At 67.0% G+C, this 15,737-nt stretch carries 13 protein-coding genes and 1 pseudogene; 6 read left to right on the top strand and 8 right to left on the bottom strand.

Going from position 1 to position 15,737, the window contains the following annotated elements:
• On the top strand, positions 1 to 1,092 hold a 1,092-nt coding region (locus AB0J09_RS20010; protein WP_360692770.1), incomplete at its 5' end, for an MFS transporter.
• A gap of 217 nt (positions 1,093 to 1,309) precedes the next feature.
• On the opposite strand, the gene AB0J09_RS20005 is transcribed toward AB0J09_RS20010, so the two are convergent.
• The 3 genes from AB0J09_RS20005 to AB0J09_RS19995 form a co-directional block, all read right to left on the bottom strand.
• On the bottom strand, positions 1,310 to 1,753 hold the full coding sequence (locus AB0J09_RS20005; protein WP_360692768.1) for a hypothetical protein: 444 nt from the start codon (positions 1,751 to 1,753) through the stop codon (positions 1,310 to 1,312).
• A gap of 344 nt (positions 1,754 to 2,097) precedes the next feature.
• Positions 2,098 to 2,514 carry a PIN domain-containing protein gene (locus AB0J09_RS20000; RefSeq protein ID WP_360692765.1) on the bottom strand — a complete coding sequence of 139 codons (417 nt, stop codon included), beginning with the start codon at positions 2,512 to 2,514 and terminating at the stop codon, positions 2,098 to 2,100.
• Positions 2,490 to 2,801 (bottom strand): hypothetical protein, encoded by a 312-nt coding sequence (locus AB0J09_RS19995; protein ID WP_360692762.1) that lies wholly within the window; start codon positions 2,799 to 2,801, stop codon positions 2,490 to 2,492. Before AB0J09_RS19995 ends, AB0J09_RS20000 begins: the two co-directional genes overlap by 25 nt.
• Positions 2,802 to 3,141: 340 nt before the next feature.
• On the opposite strand from AB0J09_RS19995, the gene AB0J09_RS19990 reads away from it, so the two are divergent.
• The 3 genes from AB0J09_RS19990 (at position 3,142) to AB0J09_RS19980 (ending at position 7,102) form a co-directional block, all read left to right on the top strand.
• Positions 3,142 to 4,296 (top strand): methyltransferase, encoded by a 1,155-nt coding sequence (locus AB0J09_RS19990; RefSeq protein ID WP_360692759.1) that lies wholly within the window; start codon positions 3,142 to 3,144, stop codon positions 4,294 to 4,296.
• A 656-nt stretch (positions 4,297 to 4,952) separates the two neighbouring features.
• The gene (gene uppS / locus AB0J09_RS19985) at positions 4,953 to 5,690 is read left to right on the top strand and encodes a polyprenyl diphosphate synthase (protein ID WP_360692756.1); all 738 of its coding nucleotides are present in this window, start codon (positions 4,953 to 4,955) and stop codon (positions 5,688 to 5,690) included.
• Positions 5,687 to 7,102, top strand: a complete 1,416-nt coding sequence (locus AB0J09_RS19980; RefSeq protein ID WP_360692752.1) for an oxygenase MpaB family protein — start codon at positions 5,687 to 5,689, stop codon at positions 7,100 to 7,102. The genes uppS and AB0J09_RS19980 overlap by 4 nt, the downstream gene beginning before the upstream one ends.
• Before the next feature lie 151 nt (positions 7,103 to 7,253).
• Here AB0J09_RS19980 and AB0J09_RS19975 read toward each other — a convergent pair whose 3' ends face one another.
• From AB0J09_RS19975 to AB0J09_RS19965, 3 genes and pseudogenes are all read right to left on the bottom strand, one after another.
• Positions 7,254 to 7,580 (bottom strand): hypothetical protein, encoded by a 327-nt coding sequence (locus AB0J09_RS19975; RefSeq protein WP_360692749.1) that lies wholly within the window; start codon positions 7,578 to 7,580, stop codon positions 7,254 to 7,256.
• Positions 7,577 to 7,675, bottom strand: a pseudogene (locus tag AB0J09_RS19970) (peptide-methionine (S)-S-oxide reductase); the annotation flags it as partial. The pseudogene AB0J09_RS19970 and the gene AB0J09_RS19975, both read right to left, overlap by 4 nt.
• 258 nt (positions 7,676 to 7,933) lie before the next feature.
• Positions 7,934 to 8,734: an IclR family transcriptional regulator gene (locus AB0J09_RS19965; protein WP_360692746.1), complete on the bottom strand. Its 801-nt coding sequence runs from the start codon at positions 8,732 to 8,734 to the stop codon at positions 7,934 to 7,936.
• Positions 8,735 to 8,832: 98 nt separating this feature from the next.
• Here AB0J09_RS19965 and AB0J09_RS19960 point away from each other — a divergent pair, with 98 nt between their 5' ends.
• Complete coding sequence (locus AB0J09_RS19960) at positions 8,833 to 9,993, top strand: aminotransferase class V-fold PLP-dependent enzyme (RefSeq protein WP_360692782.1); 1,161 nt, start codon at positions 8,833 to 8,835, stop codon at positions 9,991 to 9,993.
• Positions 9,994 to 10,041: 48 nt separating this feature from the next.
• The gene (locus AB0J09_RS19955; RefSeq protein ID WP_360692743.1) at positions 10,042 to 12,975 is read left to right on the top strand and encodes an FAD-linked oxidase C-terminal domain-containing protein; all 2,934 of its coding nucleotides are present in this window, start codon (positions 10,042 to 10,044) and stop codon (positions 12,973 to 12,975) included.
• 27 nt (positions 12,976 to 13,002) lie between these two features.
• Here the strand turns inward: AB0J09_RS19955 and gcl are convergent, their stop codons facing one another.
• Positions 13,003 to 14,778 carry a glyoxylate carboligase gene (gene gcl / locus AB0J09_RS19950; RefSeq protein ID WP_360692779.1) on the bottom strand — a complete coding sequence of 592 codons (1,776 nt, stop codon included), beginning with the start codon at positions 14,776 to 14,778 and terminating at the stop codon, positions 13,003 to 13,005.
• 41 nt (positions 14,779 to 14,819) lie between these two features.
• Entirely contained in the window at positions 14,820 to 15,737 is a 918-nt protein-coding gene (locus AB0J09_RS19945; protein ID WP_360692776.1) for a 2-hydroxy-3-oxopropionate reductase, read from the bottom strand.

The following is a 15,737-nucleotide window of genomic DNA, read 5'->3' as shown; positions in this document are numbered from 1 at the left end:
CTGGGGCTGGGGCAGATCTTGGCGGACGTGCCGGCCGGCGCCCTCGCCGCCCGGCTGGGCGACCGCAAGGCCATGCTCATCGCCGCCGGCGTCGCCGTACTCACCCTCCTGGGATGCGCGCTGGCCACCCAGCTCTGGCAACTGGCGCTGGCCGTTGCCGCCACCGGCGCGACGAACTCGGTGTTCATGCTCGCACGCCAGTCATACCTGACAGAGATCATCCCTGAAGAGCTGCGGGCCAGAGCGCTGTCGACGCTCGGCGGAATGTCGCGAATCGGCGCGTTCATCGGACCGTTCCTCGGCGCCGCGGTCGTGCACGACCGCCCGATCCGCGACGTCTACTGGCTGGCACTGGCCTGCGCGCTGGTGGCGGGACTCGTAGTCCTGTTCGTACCCGAGGTGGCCCACCCGGATGCGGCGCGGCAGCGCCGGCACGCACCCGTCTCCATCCGTTCGGTCGTGACGCGGCACCGTCACGTGTTCCTGACCCTCGGTCTGACCGTCTTCCTCGTGGCGTCGGTGCGCGCCACCCGCCAGACGGTGCTGCCGCTGTGGGCCGACCATATCGGTCTAAGTCCCTCGACCATCGGCGTCGTCTTCGGGCTCGCCGGCTTGGTGGACACCATGATGTTCTACCCTTCCGGGAAGATCATGGACCGCGCGGGCAGGCTCTGGGTCGCCGTGCCGTCAATGCTCGTCCTGGGGCTGTCCCAGGCCGCGCTGCCGCTCTGCCACGGCCTGGTGCCGCTGACCGTCGTCGCCATGCTGATGGGATTCGGCAACGGAATGGGCAGCGGCCTCCTGATGACCCTCGGCGCGGACGTCGCACCGCCGAAGACCAGATCGCAGTTCCTGGGCGTGTGGCGGCTGTGCGCCGACTCCGGTGGCGCCAGCGGACCGCTGCTCGTCTCCACCGCCGCGGGGCTGGGCAGCCTGACCTCAGGTATCGGGGCCATGGGCGTGATAGGCGTGCTGGCCGCTATCGCGCTGATCCGCTGGGTCCCGCGATATTCCGCCTTCGCCACCAGGGGCACCAAAGCGCGCACCTCCCCGACGCCCCTGAACCTCGAAACGCCAGCACCGCGGTCGTGACAGGCGCAGCCGGAAACACGGAGCGATCCGCGCACGACCGAAGACGAGACCAGTGACACTGAATATCGTGCTGTTAATCCTGGAACCGGTGGTTCTGAGATTGTTGTCTGTTCTTGTAAGGGACGTGGCACGAACCTGCGAAGACCCACGCGTGCTCTTCCTCGATCCACCCGCCATGTACTAAGGCGGGCCGGTCACGCCTCGCCGGATGTCAGGCCTACCGGGCGGGCCACACCCGTGCCCCGATGCCGCAGTAGCCGTTCGGAACTTTGAACAGGTACTGCTGGTGGTAGTGGCTCGCCTTGGGCAATAGATCTCGGCTGACGCAGATCCGAGCGACACGGACCCTCACCGGGGCCTCGGCATACATCTCAGCATCGGCTCCTTGGCCGAAGACCCCCTCAGACCTCGCTCGGCTTGTCGTCCCGCGTGTCCCGAAAGCGGTGAGCACGTCATCGATCGAGACGCGTTCCCCTGCCAGCACCAGCGCCCAGCCCTTTGAGGTCGGCGGCAGCGGGTTCGACGGCTCATCGGACACCACCGCATCCATCGGCCGGCAGGTCGTGGCCGCACTGACGGAAACCGGCCTTTCGGTGGAGTGAAACGGCTGCCCCGACCAGGCCATTACCGTCGCGCCCCTGGATTGGCGCAAACGGCTCATCGGATGAGGAGACCCGCGATGATCAGTACGACGCCAACAGCCACCATGTTGCCCAAAGCCCGGAGCTGATGTCGACGCCCCCGACCAGATCCCTGTTTGCAGACGGGGCCGGGGCTGTGGCAAGCCCCACTCGGGGAGCGGGGCGGAGCCCCGTGCCAAACGCCAAACCGCCGGGTTCCCCGCAACGGCATCCCGGCAAATGGCGTCGAATCGCCACCGTCTCGGCGCTCGAGATCAGCGATGAGTCACGCGACGCCGTATCTCAGAGCGGCGGGAGGGAAACCGCGGAGCACGCCTACCGCAACAGTTCTGGACGCTCGCGCTCGGTCACCCCACGAGCAGTCTCAGGCAGAGACCACCTGCACGGTTTTCCCGCACAGTTTGTTCATGTCGTCCTCATCAGATGTCAGAACGATGACCGGGCGCACCGAGCGCAGTGCGGTAGCTGCGACCACAGCGTCGATGGCGTACTTGTGACCATGCAGGCGGGCATCTCGAAGAAGCTCGATCGCCCGCGACGAGATGTCCTCGGTCACAGGCTCGATCTTCAGCCGGGACAGGTACCACCTGAGACGATCGCCTTTGACGCGAACATCTTGCGCCTCAATCGGCGTCATCGCACTGACCACAACCCGAAAGTCGTTGTCCTGCGCTTCTCTTACGAACGCGGTCACCCGCTGGTCTGCCTCGCACCACTTCACGAGCCCCTCACAGTCGAGAACCACGGTGCCCGCGCTCAGCCTGCTTCGTGCGCGCGCCATCCGTCCTCCTCCTGTAGTTCCGGCGCCGACTTGACGTGACGGAACAGCTCCGCCGCCTCGTCACGCAAAGCCTGCGGGATCGGCCCAGAAGCGGCCTCGTTCGCCTGCAGGGCCTCCTCCAAGAGATCCCGCTCGATCTGGCGCTCCACAGCGGCATCAACGTAAGCGGAAAATCCACGGGCCCCGACCCGCTCTCGGACAGCGCGAATGTTGCCCGCCCTCAGGGACACGCTGACCTTGGCCGCCGGCCCGTCACCCGGGGCGAACTCCCGTTCAGGCATGCTCATAGAACCAGTTTACTACCCGAAGTAGCAAAAGGCGGATCCTAGCTCTACGCAAGACCCCGACCGCCACCGGGCCTTCGCCTCGCCGGACGTCAGGCCCACCGGACAAGCAACGCCTGTGCCACCGATCCCGCAGTACCCATTGGGCACTTTGTACAGGTATTGCTGGTGGTAGCAGTTCGCTTCACGCATCAAACGCTGGTCCGGCCGCAAACGGGCTTGGTCATCATGGGCAGAATTCGTATCGGATCGCAGACCGTCCCGAGTCGAGGACGTCGGCGGTCGGCTGAGGTAAGGCAGGCATGTGCCGGACGCATCGCGCGACTCGCTAGCCTGAGTCACGATGAACCGTTTGAGGACGTCGCGAGGTGAGTTCGGTCTCACCCGCTTCCCCGAAGATCCCCGTGACCCGCTACGCGCCTGGGACGCCGCCGACGAGTACCTGCTGCGGCATCTCGAGGGAATCGACGGCGAATCAATCGACCTGTCGGGCACCGTGGTCGTGCTGGGCGACCGCTGGGGTGCTCTGGTCACCGCACTCGCCGATCATCGACCCGTGCAGATCACCGACTCCTACCTCACCCAGCAGGCGACCCGAGCGAACCTGAGTCGCAACAAGATCGCCCAGGACACGGTGCGCCTCTGTACGACCATGGATGCGCCACCGCCCCGGATCGATGTGTTGCTGATCCGGGTGCCCAAGGGGCTCTCGCTCCTTGAGGACCAATTGCACCGTCTCGCACCCCACGTGCATGCGGGCACCGTGGTCGTCGGCGCGGGAATGGTCACCGAGATCCACACCTCGACCCTGGAGCTGTTCGAACGTACTCTCGGGCCAACCAAGACGTCGCAGGCGGCGAAGAAGGCACGGCTCATCTTCTGCTCGCCTGACTCTCAGATGCCCCGTCGTGCCAGCCCGTGGCCGCGAAGCTACACCCTCCCCACCGGCATCGGAGCGGTCTCAGGACTCACCGTCATCAACCACGCCGGCACCTTCTGCGCCGACCGCCTCGACATCGGCACCCGGTTCTTCCTGCAGAACCTGCCGCCGCTCCGGGGCCGTGAGCATGTCGTGGACCTGGGCTGCGGCAACGGGGTGATCGGGCTCGCTGCGACACTGACCGACAGCGAAGCCAAGGTGTCGTTCATCGACGAGTCCTACCAGGCGCTGGCTTCGGCGGAGGCCACGCTCCGGGCGAACGTTGATACGAGCAGCAACGCGACGTTCCTGGCGGCCGACGGCATGTCCGGTGTACCGGCAGGGACGGTGGATCTGGTCCTGACCAACCCGCCGTTCCACACGCACCGCGCGAGGACCGACGCGACGGCTTGGCGTATGTTCAACGGTTCACGCGCGGCACTACGCCGCGGCGGCGAACTTTGGGTGGTCGCCAACCGGCACCTCGGCTACCACGTGAAGCTGCGGCGACTGTTCGGCAATTGCGAGGTCGCCGCGAGTAATTCCAAGTTCGTCGTCCTACGAGCCGTCAAGCGCTGACCGTGCTCCGCCATCGCAATGCCGACTGGCAGGCGCTGGGCACGCCCGAATCAGTGATCGAGCAACGCCCAGGTCGGGCAACCCCTGCTACGCCTGCATCTGAGCCGTCCTCCGGAATGCTCACGCGGGCGAGCGCAACCTGCCTACGGTTTTCCTGATCGGCATCGCCGCGCGTTCGTGCTGAACCCCGCCGTCTACGGACGCGTCTTCGCCATCGCAGCCGACGCGCCGACCCTCGCCGGCGCCACCACCGTGTCGGCGTTCCAGCTGGGCATCAGCATCACCCCCGTGCTAGCAGCCGCATCACTCACACAAAGGGCCGCACTCACATCGGTCTGCTTGATCGGGGCCGCCCTCGCCGCGGCCGCTGTGCCCCTCATTCTGCTGGACCGGGCACGACAGGCCCGCTCAACGTAACGCGCGGCGGCTGACGCAAGCTCAGCCGCAATCCACTCACTCGGCTCCCGACGAGGTCGCCACAGCCCAGGTGGATCCTGAAAGGAACAAGCACGCCCCGCTCAATCCCACGAACCCTCGCCGTCGCCTCCGCGTACACTTCCGCGTCGGCTCGCTCACCGACGGCCCACACCTCACAGAGCTCCACCGACTTGTCCTCGGTGACAGCACTTTCAGTAATGATATAGTCACGCTCAGCTATGGAAATCATCAGCGGATTGCCGCGTCACGTGGCTTGCGTGATGGATGGAAACGGGCGGTGGGCCGCGCAGCGATCGCTGCCGCGCACCGCAGGCCACGAGGCGGCAGAGGCCGCCGTAATCGACATCATCGAGGCCGCACGCTCGGCCGGCATCAAGTGGTTAAGCCTGTACGCCTTCTCCACCGAGAACTGGCGGAGGCCGACGGGCGAGATCGACATCCTGATGAGGCTCGTGCGCCGGGCCATCCGCAAGCACGCACCGGCGTTGCACGCGCGGGGCGTCCGGTGCCGGTTCCTGGGCATGTCCGATCCGCGGATCCCGCCGCCCCTGGTCCAGGACATCACCGATCTGATGACGCTTACCAGCGACAACAGGCAAATGACGCTGACGGTCGCCTTCGATCACGGAGGACGACGCGACATCGTGGAAGCTGCCCGTTCGCTGATTCACGCCGCCGTACCGGCCGAGCAGGTCACCGAGGTCACCTTCGCCCGGCATCTCCCCTACTCCGACACGCCGGATGTGGACCTGGTCATTCGTACCTCCGGAGAGCAACGAATCTCCAACTTCATGCTCTGGCAAGTGGCCTACGCCGAATGGGTCTTCCCACAAGTGCTATGGCCCGACTTCCGCGCGACCCACCTCTGGGAATGCCTTGAGGCCTACCGATCGCGCCAGCGCCGGTTCGGCGATGTCCGCCGGTCGGCCGCCACTACGGGAGAGGAATCTCGATGACCCAGACCACCGCAGAGGAGATCGTCGACATCTTCGGGCCGGACTCGATGCTGCGCCGCCTCGTCAACGACGCGCGGTGGGGCCTTGCGGTGACCCGCGCCACGGTGCTGGAAGCCGCGCACCCACAGATCGGCACAGCGTTGATCGAAAACTCGACGTTCGTGACACATCCGTGGCGGCGTCTGCGCAACACGTTGGCGAGCATGCAGCGAATCCTCGACCCGGACCATCACGTTCGCAACCGGGAGGCAGCCCGCCTCAACCGCCTGCACGCCCGCATCTCGGGCACCGGCCCGCAAGGCCGCCGCTACGACGCGACGGACTCCGAAGCACGCGCCTGGGTGGTGGCAACCCTGTTCGAATCGACGGTGACGATGTATCGGCTGAGCGGTGAGTCGCTCGACGGGGCCGCGCTGGAACAGCTCTACGCCGAGTTCCGTACATTTCTGGCCCTGCTCGAGGGCAACAGCGACCAACTCCCCGCGACGTTGCAGGAGTTCTGGCCCTACTACGACGACATGATCGACCATCACCTGGAGAGCACCGAGGCGGTGCGCGTCATCGTCTACCGGCTCTTCGCCAACGTGCCCGCGCCGCCCCTGCTGCGCAACCATCCCGCTGTGTGGGCCGCGGGCCGAGCCGTGGCAGGCCCGATGGCCGCCGCGATCACCATCGCGTCGCTGCCGGAATCCTTCTGCCGACGTGTCGCCCTGCCCGACCTCCCAGGGGCGCGGGCGCTCATGCACGGGGCCTATCTGACCGCCGGCTTCGCCACCCGCCTGCTTCCAAACAGCTGGGTGCACGTCAGCTCGTTCATGAGCCTGCTGGATCCCGACCACGCCAGTGGTTCTGGACCATGGGGGACCGTACGCCGCAAGGCGGGCCAGGCCGCGGCCATGCTCAGACTCATCACCCCAGCTCCCGACAAGATCAACCAAGCCACACGCTCAGCTGACCAGTTCTTCGCCGAGGTCCTTGACCAGACCGGCGACGGTTACCTCGCCTGGCCTGACCTGGCAGCCATGGCAAGAGAGATCGCCACTCGGCTCGACCTGGACGAGCAGGACGAGGAGCGGCTCTACAACGCCTACGCCGCCTGGTGGCGGGATTTGCAAACCAATCTCGACACCGACGGCGACGGACGCGTCACACGACAGGAATACGCCGCCGCAGCCGCTTCTCTGCCCAGCCCCGGACTAGTCAAGGTCGCCGACGTACTGTTCGATGTCACCGATGTCGACGACGACCAAACGATCGACGCACAGGAATACCAGAAGTTGTTCCGTACGGCCTTCCACCGCGACCTGACCGGCAGAGCCGACAACTACTCGCGCAGCGCTTTCGTCAGACAGTTCCTGTCCTTCATGTCCGGGCAACAGCACTCGATCGCCTACAACTCCCTCCTCTCTTAGTTGGAGGTGCAGTCACGCTCCGCTACTGCCATTCCTACCGCCACCGCGACCAACCTTCGGGGCACTCCCCGAAGGTTGCCACGGAGCCGGGAATGAGCACGCCCCCGAACGATCTCCCGCCCCTCAACGGCGGAAACGACGGGGGCCGTGGCTACCGTTTGTAGCGCTCGTCCGCTGCCCCTCTGCCGAGGATCAGGCCGGCCATCCGCAGCAATCGGTCCACGTACAACTTTCCCTCTCGCGTACGGACTCGCCGCCGAATCCGGCGCAACTCCCGGACACTGCTGCCGAGCTGCCGCCGAAGCTGCGCACTGACCACGCCGCCGTCATTACGGACGTACCAGTTCACAACGCCCGTCGCCCCGTCGTCCGCCATGACCAGGTCTGCGAAGAGATCCCGATCACCCAGGCTGGGAAACGGAATGTGCTGGTGCTCCTCCCAGAGGACCGTCACTTCCTCAAAGGCGCCTTCGCTCACTCGCCGGCAGGTGCGATGCCCACCGGGCAGGAGACTCCGGTGCCGCCGATGCCGCAGTAGTCATTCGGCACTTTAAAAAGATACTGCTGGTGGTAGCACTTCGGTTCAGGCAACAGAGACTGCCGGGCACAGGCGACCGGAAGACTCCGTAGGCACGGTACTCATGCCCACACGCAAAGGTTGGTCTTCACCGCGCGCCTGAGCCTCGCCGACCTCCTCCACCGCTCCGAAGAGGCCGGTACCCGGCATCGTTGACGGCGACGTCGATCCCGCCGAAACGCTCGACCCCTCGGGCCGTCGCGACCACCCGGTTACTGCGCCGCAGCGCCGCCGCCCCCGGCGCATGCGCGACATCAAGAAGGGGCCGGGAAAGGCTCTCGGCTACGACCCGGCCCGAGGCTGGTCCCTTCGTGCGCGTCTCCCAGCGCGGCACCGACCATGGCGGCCGCGTCGCGGACCAGGGCACCATAGGCTGACTGGCTTTCATCGGCCATGCGGCTGGTCGGCACGTTGATGCTGATGCTCGCCACCGGCTGCCCGGAGTCGTCCCTCACGGCCGCCGCGACGGCTGAGACGTCGGAGCGCCACTCTCCGCTGTTGGTCGAGTATCCGCGCTCGCGGATCTTCTCCAACTCCGCGAGCAACTCGTCGGGGTCGGTGATGGTCGTATCGGTGTACCGCGGCAGCCCGTCGGCGATCAGTTGCTCCACGACCGCTTCGGGGCTGGCCGCCAGTACCGCCTTGCCGTGCGCGGATGCGTGTAGCGGGAGACTGTGGCCCAGTGGCAGGACAATACGTACCGGCTTGGATGTCTCAAGACGCTCGATCAGCACGACCCTGTCGCCTTCGGGGATCGTGAGGTGGATCGTCTCGTCGATGCGCCGCCGCAGGTCCTCCATCACCGGCACGGCCACGTCGCGCAGGCTGAGGTCCCCGGCGGCGTGACGACCCACGTACAGCGCTTTGGTGGTCACGGCCCACCGGGTGACACCGCCGCCGGCCGGGCGGATCCACCCAGCGACCTGCAGTGTGCGCAGCGCGCGCTGCACGGAACTCTTGGGGATGCCCGTGGCCCGGGCCAGTTCGGCCACCCCGGCCGGTTGCCGTGCGGCCACCTCCTCCAGTACGCGGAGGGCGTTCAGGACGGTTTGCACCGTTTGACTCCTCAATCGGGCGACACTTAAGCTCGTCGTGCCATCATACGACACAATGTGCCGTGTAGCGGCACAGCGAGGAGTAGAGCCACGTGACCATGCACACCGGTCGCCATTTCCTGCAGATCCCTGGCCCCACGAACGTCCCCGACCGAGTGCTTCACGCCATGGCGGCGCCGACGATCGACCACCGCGGTCCCGAGTTCGCGGCACTCGCACTACGCGTCCTCGAAGCGATCAAGCCGGTGTTCGGCACCGCCGGCCCCGTCGTGATCTATCCCGCCTCTGGTACGGGAGCCTGGGAAGCCGCTCTGGTGAATACTCTGAGCCCCGGTGACCGGGTCCTGTGCTTTGAAACAGGACATTTCGCTACATTGTGGCAGGATATGGCCCGCGGCTTGGGGCTTAACGTTGACTTCGTCCCGGGTGACTGGCGCCACGGGGTCGACCCGCAGGCTGTGGAAGAGATGCTCGCGGCCGATACCTCTCGGTCGATCAAGGCGGTCTGCGTCGTGCACAACGAGACGTCGACCGGAGTGACGAGTCGTGTACCGGAGATCAGGCGGGCGATCGACGCGGCGGGGCATCCGGCTCTGCTGCTTGTCGATACGATCTCCTCCTTGGGCTCGATCGACTATCGGCACGACGAGTGGGGCGTCGACGTGACCGTGGCCGGTTCCCAGAAGGGGTTGATGCTCCCGCCCGGCTTGAGTTTCAACGCCGTCAGCGCCAAGGCCCTGGAGGCCTCGCGCGCCGCGACCCTGCCGAAGTCGTTCTGGAACTGGAAGCCGATCATCGAAGCCAACAAGAACGGCTTCTTCCCGTACACCCCGGCCACCAACCTGCTCTACGGCCTTGATGAGGCACTGCGGATGCTCGAGGCCGAAGGGCTGCCGGCGGTCTTCGCCCGCCACGCCCGCCACGCCGAGGCGACCCGGGCCGCGGTCCGCGCCTGGGGCCTGGAGGTGCTGTGCGCGGATGAGCGCGAGTATTCCGGATCACTTACCGCGGTGCTGATGCCAGAGGGGCACGACGCCGACAAGGTGCGCGAAACCATTCTCGAACGGTTTGACATGTCCCTGGGGACGGGCCTCGGCAGGCTGGCCGGCCGGGTCTTCCGGATCGGGCACCTCGGCCATTTCAACGACCTGACTCTCGCAGGCACCCTCGCCGGTGTGCAGATGGGACTCCAACTGGCCGGCACACCCATCGACCCGGTCGGGGTGGACGCCGCCCTAGATGTCCTGCGCCGCGAATAGCGCGTGGCCGGCCCAGCCCTTCCTCACCACGTTAGGAGTATGCGGACGATGACCGCGTTCAGTGTCGACGCCTCCGCCGGCGGGACCCTGCCCACCCATGAACTCGAACTCCGGCTCCGGGGCGATCTCGACGGCGAGGTCAGGTTCGACGACTACACCCGGCATCTGTTCTCCCGGGACGCCAGCATGTACTCGATCATGCCCGTAGGCGTGGTGTTCCCACGCCACGCCGACGACGTGGCGGCCGCGGTGACCGCGGCAGCCGAGCATGGGGTGCCGGTCGTCTCCCGCGGGGCCGGGACCAGCCTCGCGGGCCAGACGGTGGGTCCTGGGTTGGTCCTGGACATGTCCCGGCACATGAATCGGATCATCGAGCTCGATCCGGCGAGCCGTACCGCCCTGGTCGAGGCCGGTGTCGTCCAGGACCAACTGAACCGCGCGGCCGCCCCGCACGGCCTGATGTTCGGCCCGGACACCTCGACCAGCAACCGCGCGACGATCGGCGGCATGATCGGGAACAACTCGGCCGGCAGCGGGTCGATCCGGTACGGCATGACCATCGACCACGTCCGGCAGCTCGACGTGACGCTGGCGGACGGGAGCCGGGCTCACCTGGACTCCACGGACGCGGCCGAGTGGGCGCGCCGGGCCGCGCTGCCCACGTTGGAGGGCTCCATCTACCGGCAGCTGCCCGAGATCCTGCTGGCGAACTCCTCGGCCATCGCCGAGGGCTTCCCGGACTTCTGGCGCCGGGCCTGTGGATATCGCCTGGACCGGCTCGCGAGGGACGAGAGCCGGTATGACCTGGCGAAATTCGTCGTCGGCTCGGAAGGCACCCTCGTGGTCGTCTCCCAGGCCCTGGTGGACCTGGTACCCAAGCCCCGCATGACCATGATCGCCGTCGGACATTTCACATCGACCCCGGACGCCATCGCGGCCACCGAGGACGCGCTGTCGTGCGACCCGGCCGCTGTGGAACTGATGGACCGGACGATCCTGGACCTGTCGCGGAAGAAGCTCGAGTACGCCTCGCTGGGCAACATCCTGGAAGGCGATCCAGAGGCACTGCTCTTCGTGTCCTTCACCGGCGACGACGAGCGGGAACTCCGCAGCCGGTTGGAGCGGCTCACCGCACTATGGAAACGCCACGGACACGGCTACCACACCTTGCAGGCGGTCACTCCCGCCGAGCAGTCATCCCTGCTGAAGGTGCGCAAGTCGAGCCTCGGTCTGCTGATGGCCGCCAGCGAGGGCACCCGCCGTCCACTCGCATTCGTCGAGGACACCGCCGTCGACCCCGTCCACCTCGCCGACTACACGCGGCGCTTCAAGGAGGTGCTGGACCGGCACGGGATGACCGCCGGCTTCTACGGGCACTGCTCGGTCGGCTGCCTGCACATCCGGCCCTTCGTCGACCTCACCGACCCGGACGAGGTGGGCAGGATGCGCGCCGTAGCGGAAGAGATCAAAGACCTCGTCCGCGAGTACGGCGGCGTCAACTCCAGCGAGCACGGCGACGGACTGGCCAGGAGCGAGTTCAACCGGGAGATCTTCGGCGATCGTCTTTACGAGGCGATGCGTCAGGTGAAACGCGTCTTCGACCCCTCCAACCAGCTGAACCCGGGCAAGATCGTGGATGCCCCCTCCATGACCGACAACCTGAGGGACCAGACGCTGCGGCCGGCCGTGCCCCTCAGGACGCGGCTGTCCTTCGAGGTCGTCGGCGGGATGCGCGGCGCGGCGGACCGCTGCATGAACATCGGGCTGTGCCGTAAGAGCGAGTCCGGCGTCATGTGCCCGTCCTACATGGCCACGCGGCAGGAAGAGGACTCCACCCGTGGGCGTGCCAACGCCCTGGTCAAAGCGCTGTCGGAACCGGACCCCCAAAAGGCGCTGGGCGACGAGCGACTGCACGAGGTCTTGGACCTGTGCCTGATGTGCAAGGCGTGCAAGAGCGAGTGCCCCCTCGGGGTGGACATGGCCACGCTCAAAGCCGAGGCTCTCTCCCACCAGCACGACCTGCACGGGGTCCCGCTCCGGTCGCGGGTTTTCGGTGCGATCCGGACGCTGAACCGTTTGGGGTCGGCGACCGCGCCGCTGTCCAACCTGCCAGGACGCAGCCGTCCCCTGCGCCTGCTGATGGACCGGCTGCTGGGCATCACCCCGGCCAGGCCGCTGCCATCCTTCGCCCGGTCCAATCTGGAGCGGTGGTTCCGCCGGCGCGCGTCCGGGGCGCACCCCGTCCCCCAGGGGCAGGTCACCTTCCTCGCCGACTCCTTCACCACGTTCACTGAGCCGGAGATCGGCCAGGCCGCGATCGAGCTGCTGGAGCAGTCCGGCTGGCGGGTCCGGCTGGAGGCGGGCGGCTGCTGCGGACGGTCCAGCCTGTCCAAAGGCCTGCTCGACAAGGCCAAGACCGACGCCCGCAAGCTCGCAGGCTCGCTACACGATTCGACGGAGCCAGGCTCGCCGATCGTTGGCTGTGAGCCCTCGTGCCTGATGACGCTGCGCGACGAACTCCTGGCCATGCTTCCCGGTGATCCGGCGGTCAAGGATGTCTCCGGGCGGGTACGGCAGGTCGAGGAACTGCTCGTCGAGGCGATCGACGAGCGTCGGCTGCGCTTGCGGGATGATTCCTGGCTGGCTGGGCGCAGACTGCTCTACCACGGCCACTGCCACCAAAAGGCGGAGGTGGGGACCGCTGCGACGGTCGCGCTGCTGAGCCGAATCCCGGGAGTCACGGTGGAGGAACTGGACGCGGGATGCTGCGGCATGGCGGGATCCTTCGGTTTCGAGTCCGAGCACTACGACGTGTCCATGAAGGTGGGCGGCGACCGCCTTTTCCCGGCGATCGCCGCAGAACCCGAGAACACCGTCGTCGTGGCCACCGGCGTCTCCTGCCGGCAGCAGATCTTCCACGGCACCGAGCGCGACGCCTGGCACCCCGTCCAACTGGTACGCGAGGCACTGGCACGCTCCTGATGGGAGCGGCGAGTCTTCGCCAGGGGGTCAGTCAAGCAGAGCGAACTCGGGCAGGGCGTCGATGTCGCTGTCGACGAGGTCCTCGAACTCGACGACGCCGTCGATGTCCTGGCCCATGGCGATGTTGGTGATCCGCTCAAGGATGACCTCGACGACGACGGGCACCCGGAATTCGGCCATGAGCTTCTTGGCCTCGTCGAACGCGTCCTGCAGGTCCTCCGGCCGGCGGACCCGGATCGCCTTGCAGCCAAGGCCCTCGGCGACCTTGACATGATCGACCCCGTACTCGCCCAGATCGGGCGAGTTGACGTTCTCGAATGCCAGCTGGACGTTGTAGTCCATATCGAACGCGCGTTGTGCCTGGCGGATGAGGCCTAGATAGGAGTTGTTCACCAGCACCTGGATGAAGGGCAGGTTGAACTGGGCTCCCACCGCCAGCTCTTCGATCATGAACTGGAAGTCGTAGTCGCCCGAGAGCGCGACCACGGTCGCTTCAGGCTGTGCGACGCAGACCCCGAGGGCGGCGGGCACGGTCCAGCCGAGTGGCCCGGCCTGGCCGCAGTTGATCCAGTGTCGCGGGTTGTAGACCCGGAGAAACTGCGCTCCGGCGATCTGCGACAGCCCGATGGTGGACACGTACCGGACGTCTCGCCCGAATGCGGCGTTCATCTCCCGATAGACGCGCTGCGGCTTGATGGGAACGTCGTCGAAGTCACTACGTCGGTGCATCGTGCGCTTGCGTTCCAGGCACGCGTCGACCCAGCTGCTCCAGTCGGGAAGCCGACCGGCGTCCCTGCGCTCGCGCGCCGCCTCGACCAACTGCTCCAACGCCGCACCTGCATCGGAGACGATGCCGTAGTCCGGGGCGAAGACCCGCCCGATCTGGGTGGGCTCGATGTCGACGTGGACAAAGGTTCGTCCCCGGGTATAGGTGTCCAGTCCGCCGGTGTGCCGGTTCGCCCACCGGTTTCCGACACCCAGCACGAAGTCCGACGCGAGCATCGTCGCGTTCCCGTAACGATGCGCCGTCTGTATCCCGGCCATGCCCGCCATCAGCCGATGATCGTCGGGGATGGTCCCCCAGCCCATCAACGTCGGGATCACCGGAACGTTCAGCACCTCTGCCAGCTCGACCAGCAGGTCCGAGGCATCGGCGTTGATGATCCCGCCGCCCGCCACGATCAGCGGACGCTCCGCGGCGACCAGCATGTCGAGAGCCTTCTCCGCCTGCGCCCTGGTCGCCCGCGGCTTGTAGACGGGCAGCGGCTCGTAGGTGTCGATGTCGAACTCGATCTCGGCGAGCTGCACGTCCAACGGCAGGTCGATGAGCACCGGACCGGGACGCCCTGATCGCATCAGATGGAACGCCTGCTGGAACGCGCCTGGAACCTGCGCCGCCTCGTACACGGTGGCGGCGGTCTTGGTGACCGGCCGGGCGATCGAGGCGATGTCGACGGCCTGGAAGTCCTCCTTCTGCAGCTTCGCGACCGGCGCCTGCCCGGTGATGCACAGGATCGGGATCGAGTCCGCCCATGCCGAGTACAGTCCCGTGATCATGTCGGTACCGGCGGGACCGGACGTGCCGATGCACACACCGATGTTGCCGGGTTTGGCGCGGGTGTAGCCCTCCGCCATGTGGGAGGCGCCCTCCACGTGGCGTGCCAGGATGTGCTTGATGCCACCATGTGCGCGCATGGCGGAGTAGAACGGGTTGATGGCGGCTCCGGGCAGGCCGAAGGTCTGGGTCGCGCCCTCGCGCTCCAGGATCAGTACGGCGGCATCAACGGCTCGCATACGCGGCATGGCGTCTCCGGTCTTGTCGATGTTCGGGTGATGTTTCCCGTTCACGCTCCTGCACGGCCGGACAGCTCATCGACGAGCAACAGCAGTGCGGAGTGGTCCAGCGCACCATGCCCACGCGCGCGTAGCGCGCCCATCAACTGGGCCACGGCGGCGCCGAGCGGTATCGCGACGCCGACCTCGCGGGCAGCCGACGTGACGATCCCCATGTCCTTGTGGTGCAGGTCGACCCGGAACCCCGGGGTGAACTCCCGCGCGATCATGCTTCCGGCCTTACGGTCGAGGATCCGGTTCCCGGCCAGGCCACCGGCGAGGACCTTGACAGCGGCCTCGGTTTCCACGCCGTACGCTTCGAGGAACACCAGTGCCTCGGCGACCAGTTCGATGGTGCCGGCGACGATCAGCTGGTTGGCCGCCTTCACGGTCTGCCCGGAGCCGGACGGCCCCACGTGCACGACCGTCGAGCCGACGGCCTCCAGCACCGGCCGGGCGTCCATCACGTCCTTGGCGTCACCGCCGACCATGATCGACAGACTGCCCTCGCGGGCGCCGGCCTCCCCGCCGGACACCGGCGCGTCGACAGCACGTATCCCACGCTCCGCCGCCGCCTGCGCCAGGCGGACGGCCACCTTGGGCTCGATGGTGCTGGAGTCGATCCACAGAGTGCCGGGAGCCGCGTGCGCGAACACCCCCTCCTCCCCCGCGACCACTTCCTCGACATCCGGCGAGTCGGGCAGCATGGTCAGCACGACCTGCGCGTCCTTGACCGCGGTGGCGACACTCGCCGCCCCGCGACCCCCCTGGCTGACGAGGGCGTCGACCTTCTCTGGGCTACGGTTGTAGCCGACGACGTCATAGCCCGCCTCGATGAGGTTGGCTGCCATCGGCCCGCCCATGACACCAAGCCCGATGACGGCGATCGTGGTCATCTCAATGTGCTCTTCCTGTTGGTTTCGTAGCAT

Source organism: Nonomuraea sp. NPDC049784 (assembly GCF_040659615.1).
Classification (GTDB): Bacteria; Actinomycetota; Actinomycetes; order Streptosporangiales; family Streptosporangiaceae; genus Nonomuraea.
Note: the sequence above shows the minus strand (reverse complement) of the source record. Positions and strands in the feature narration are given on the sequence as shown.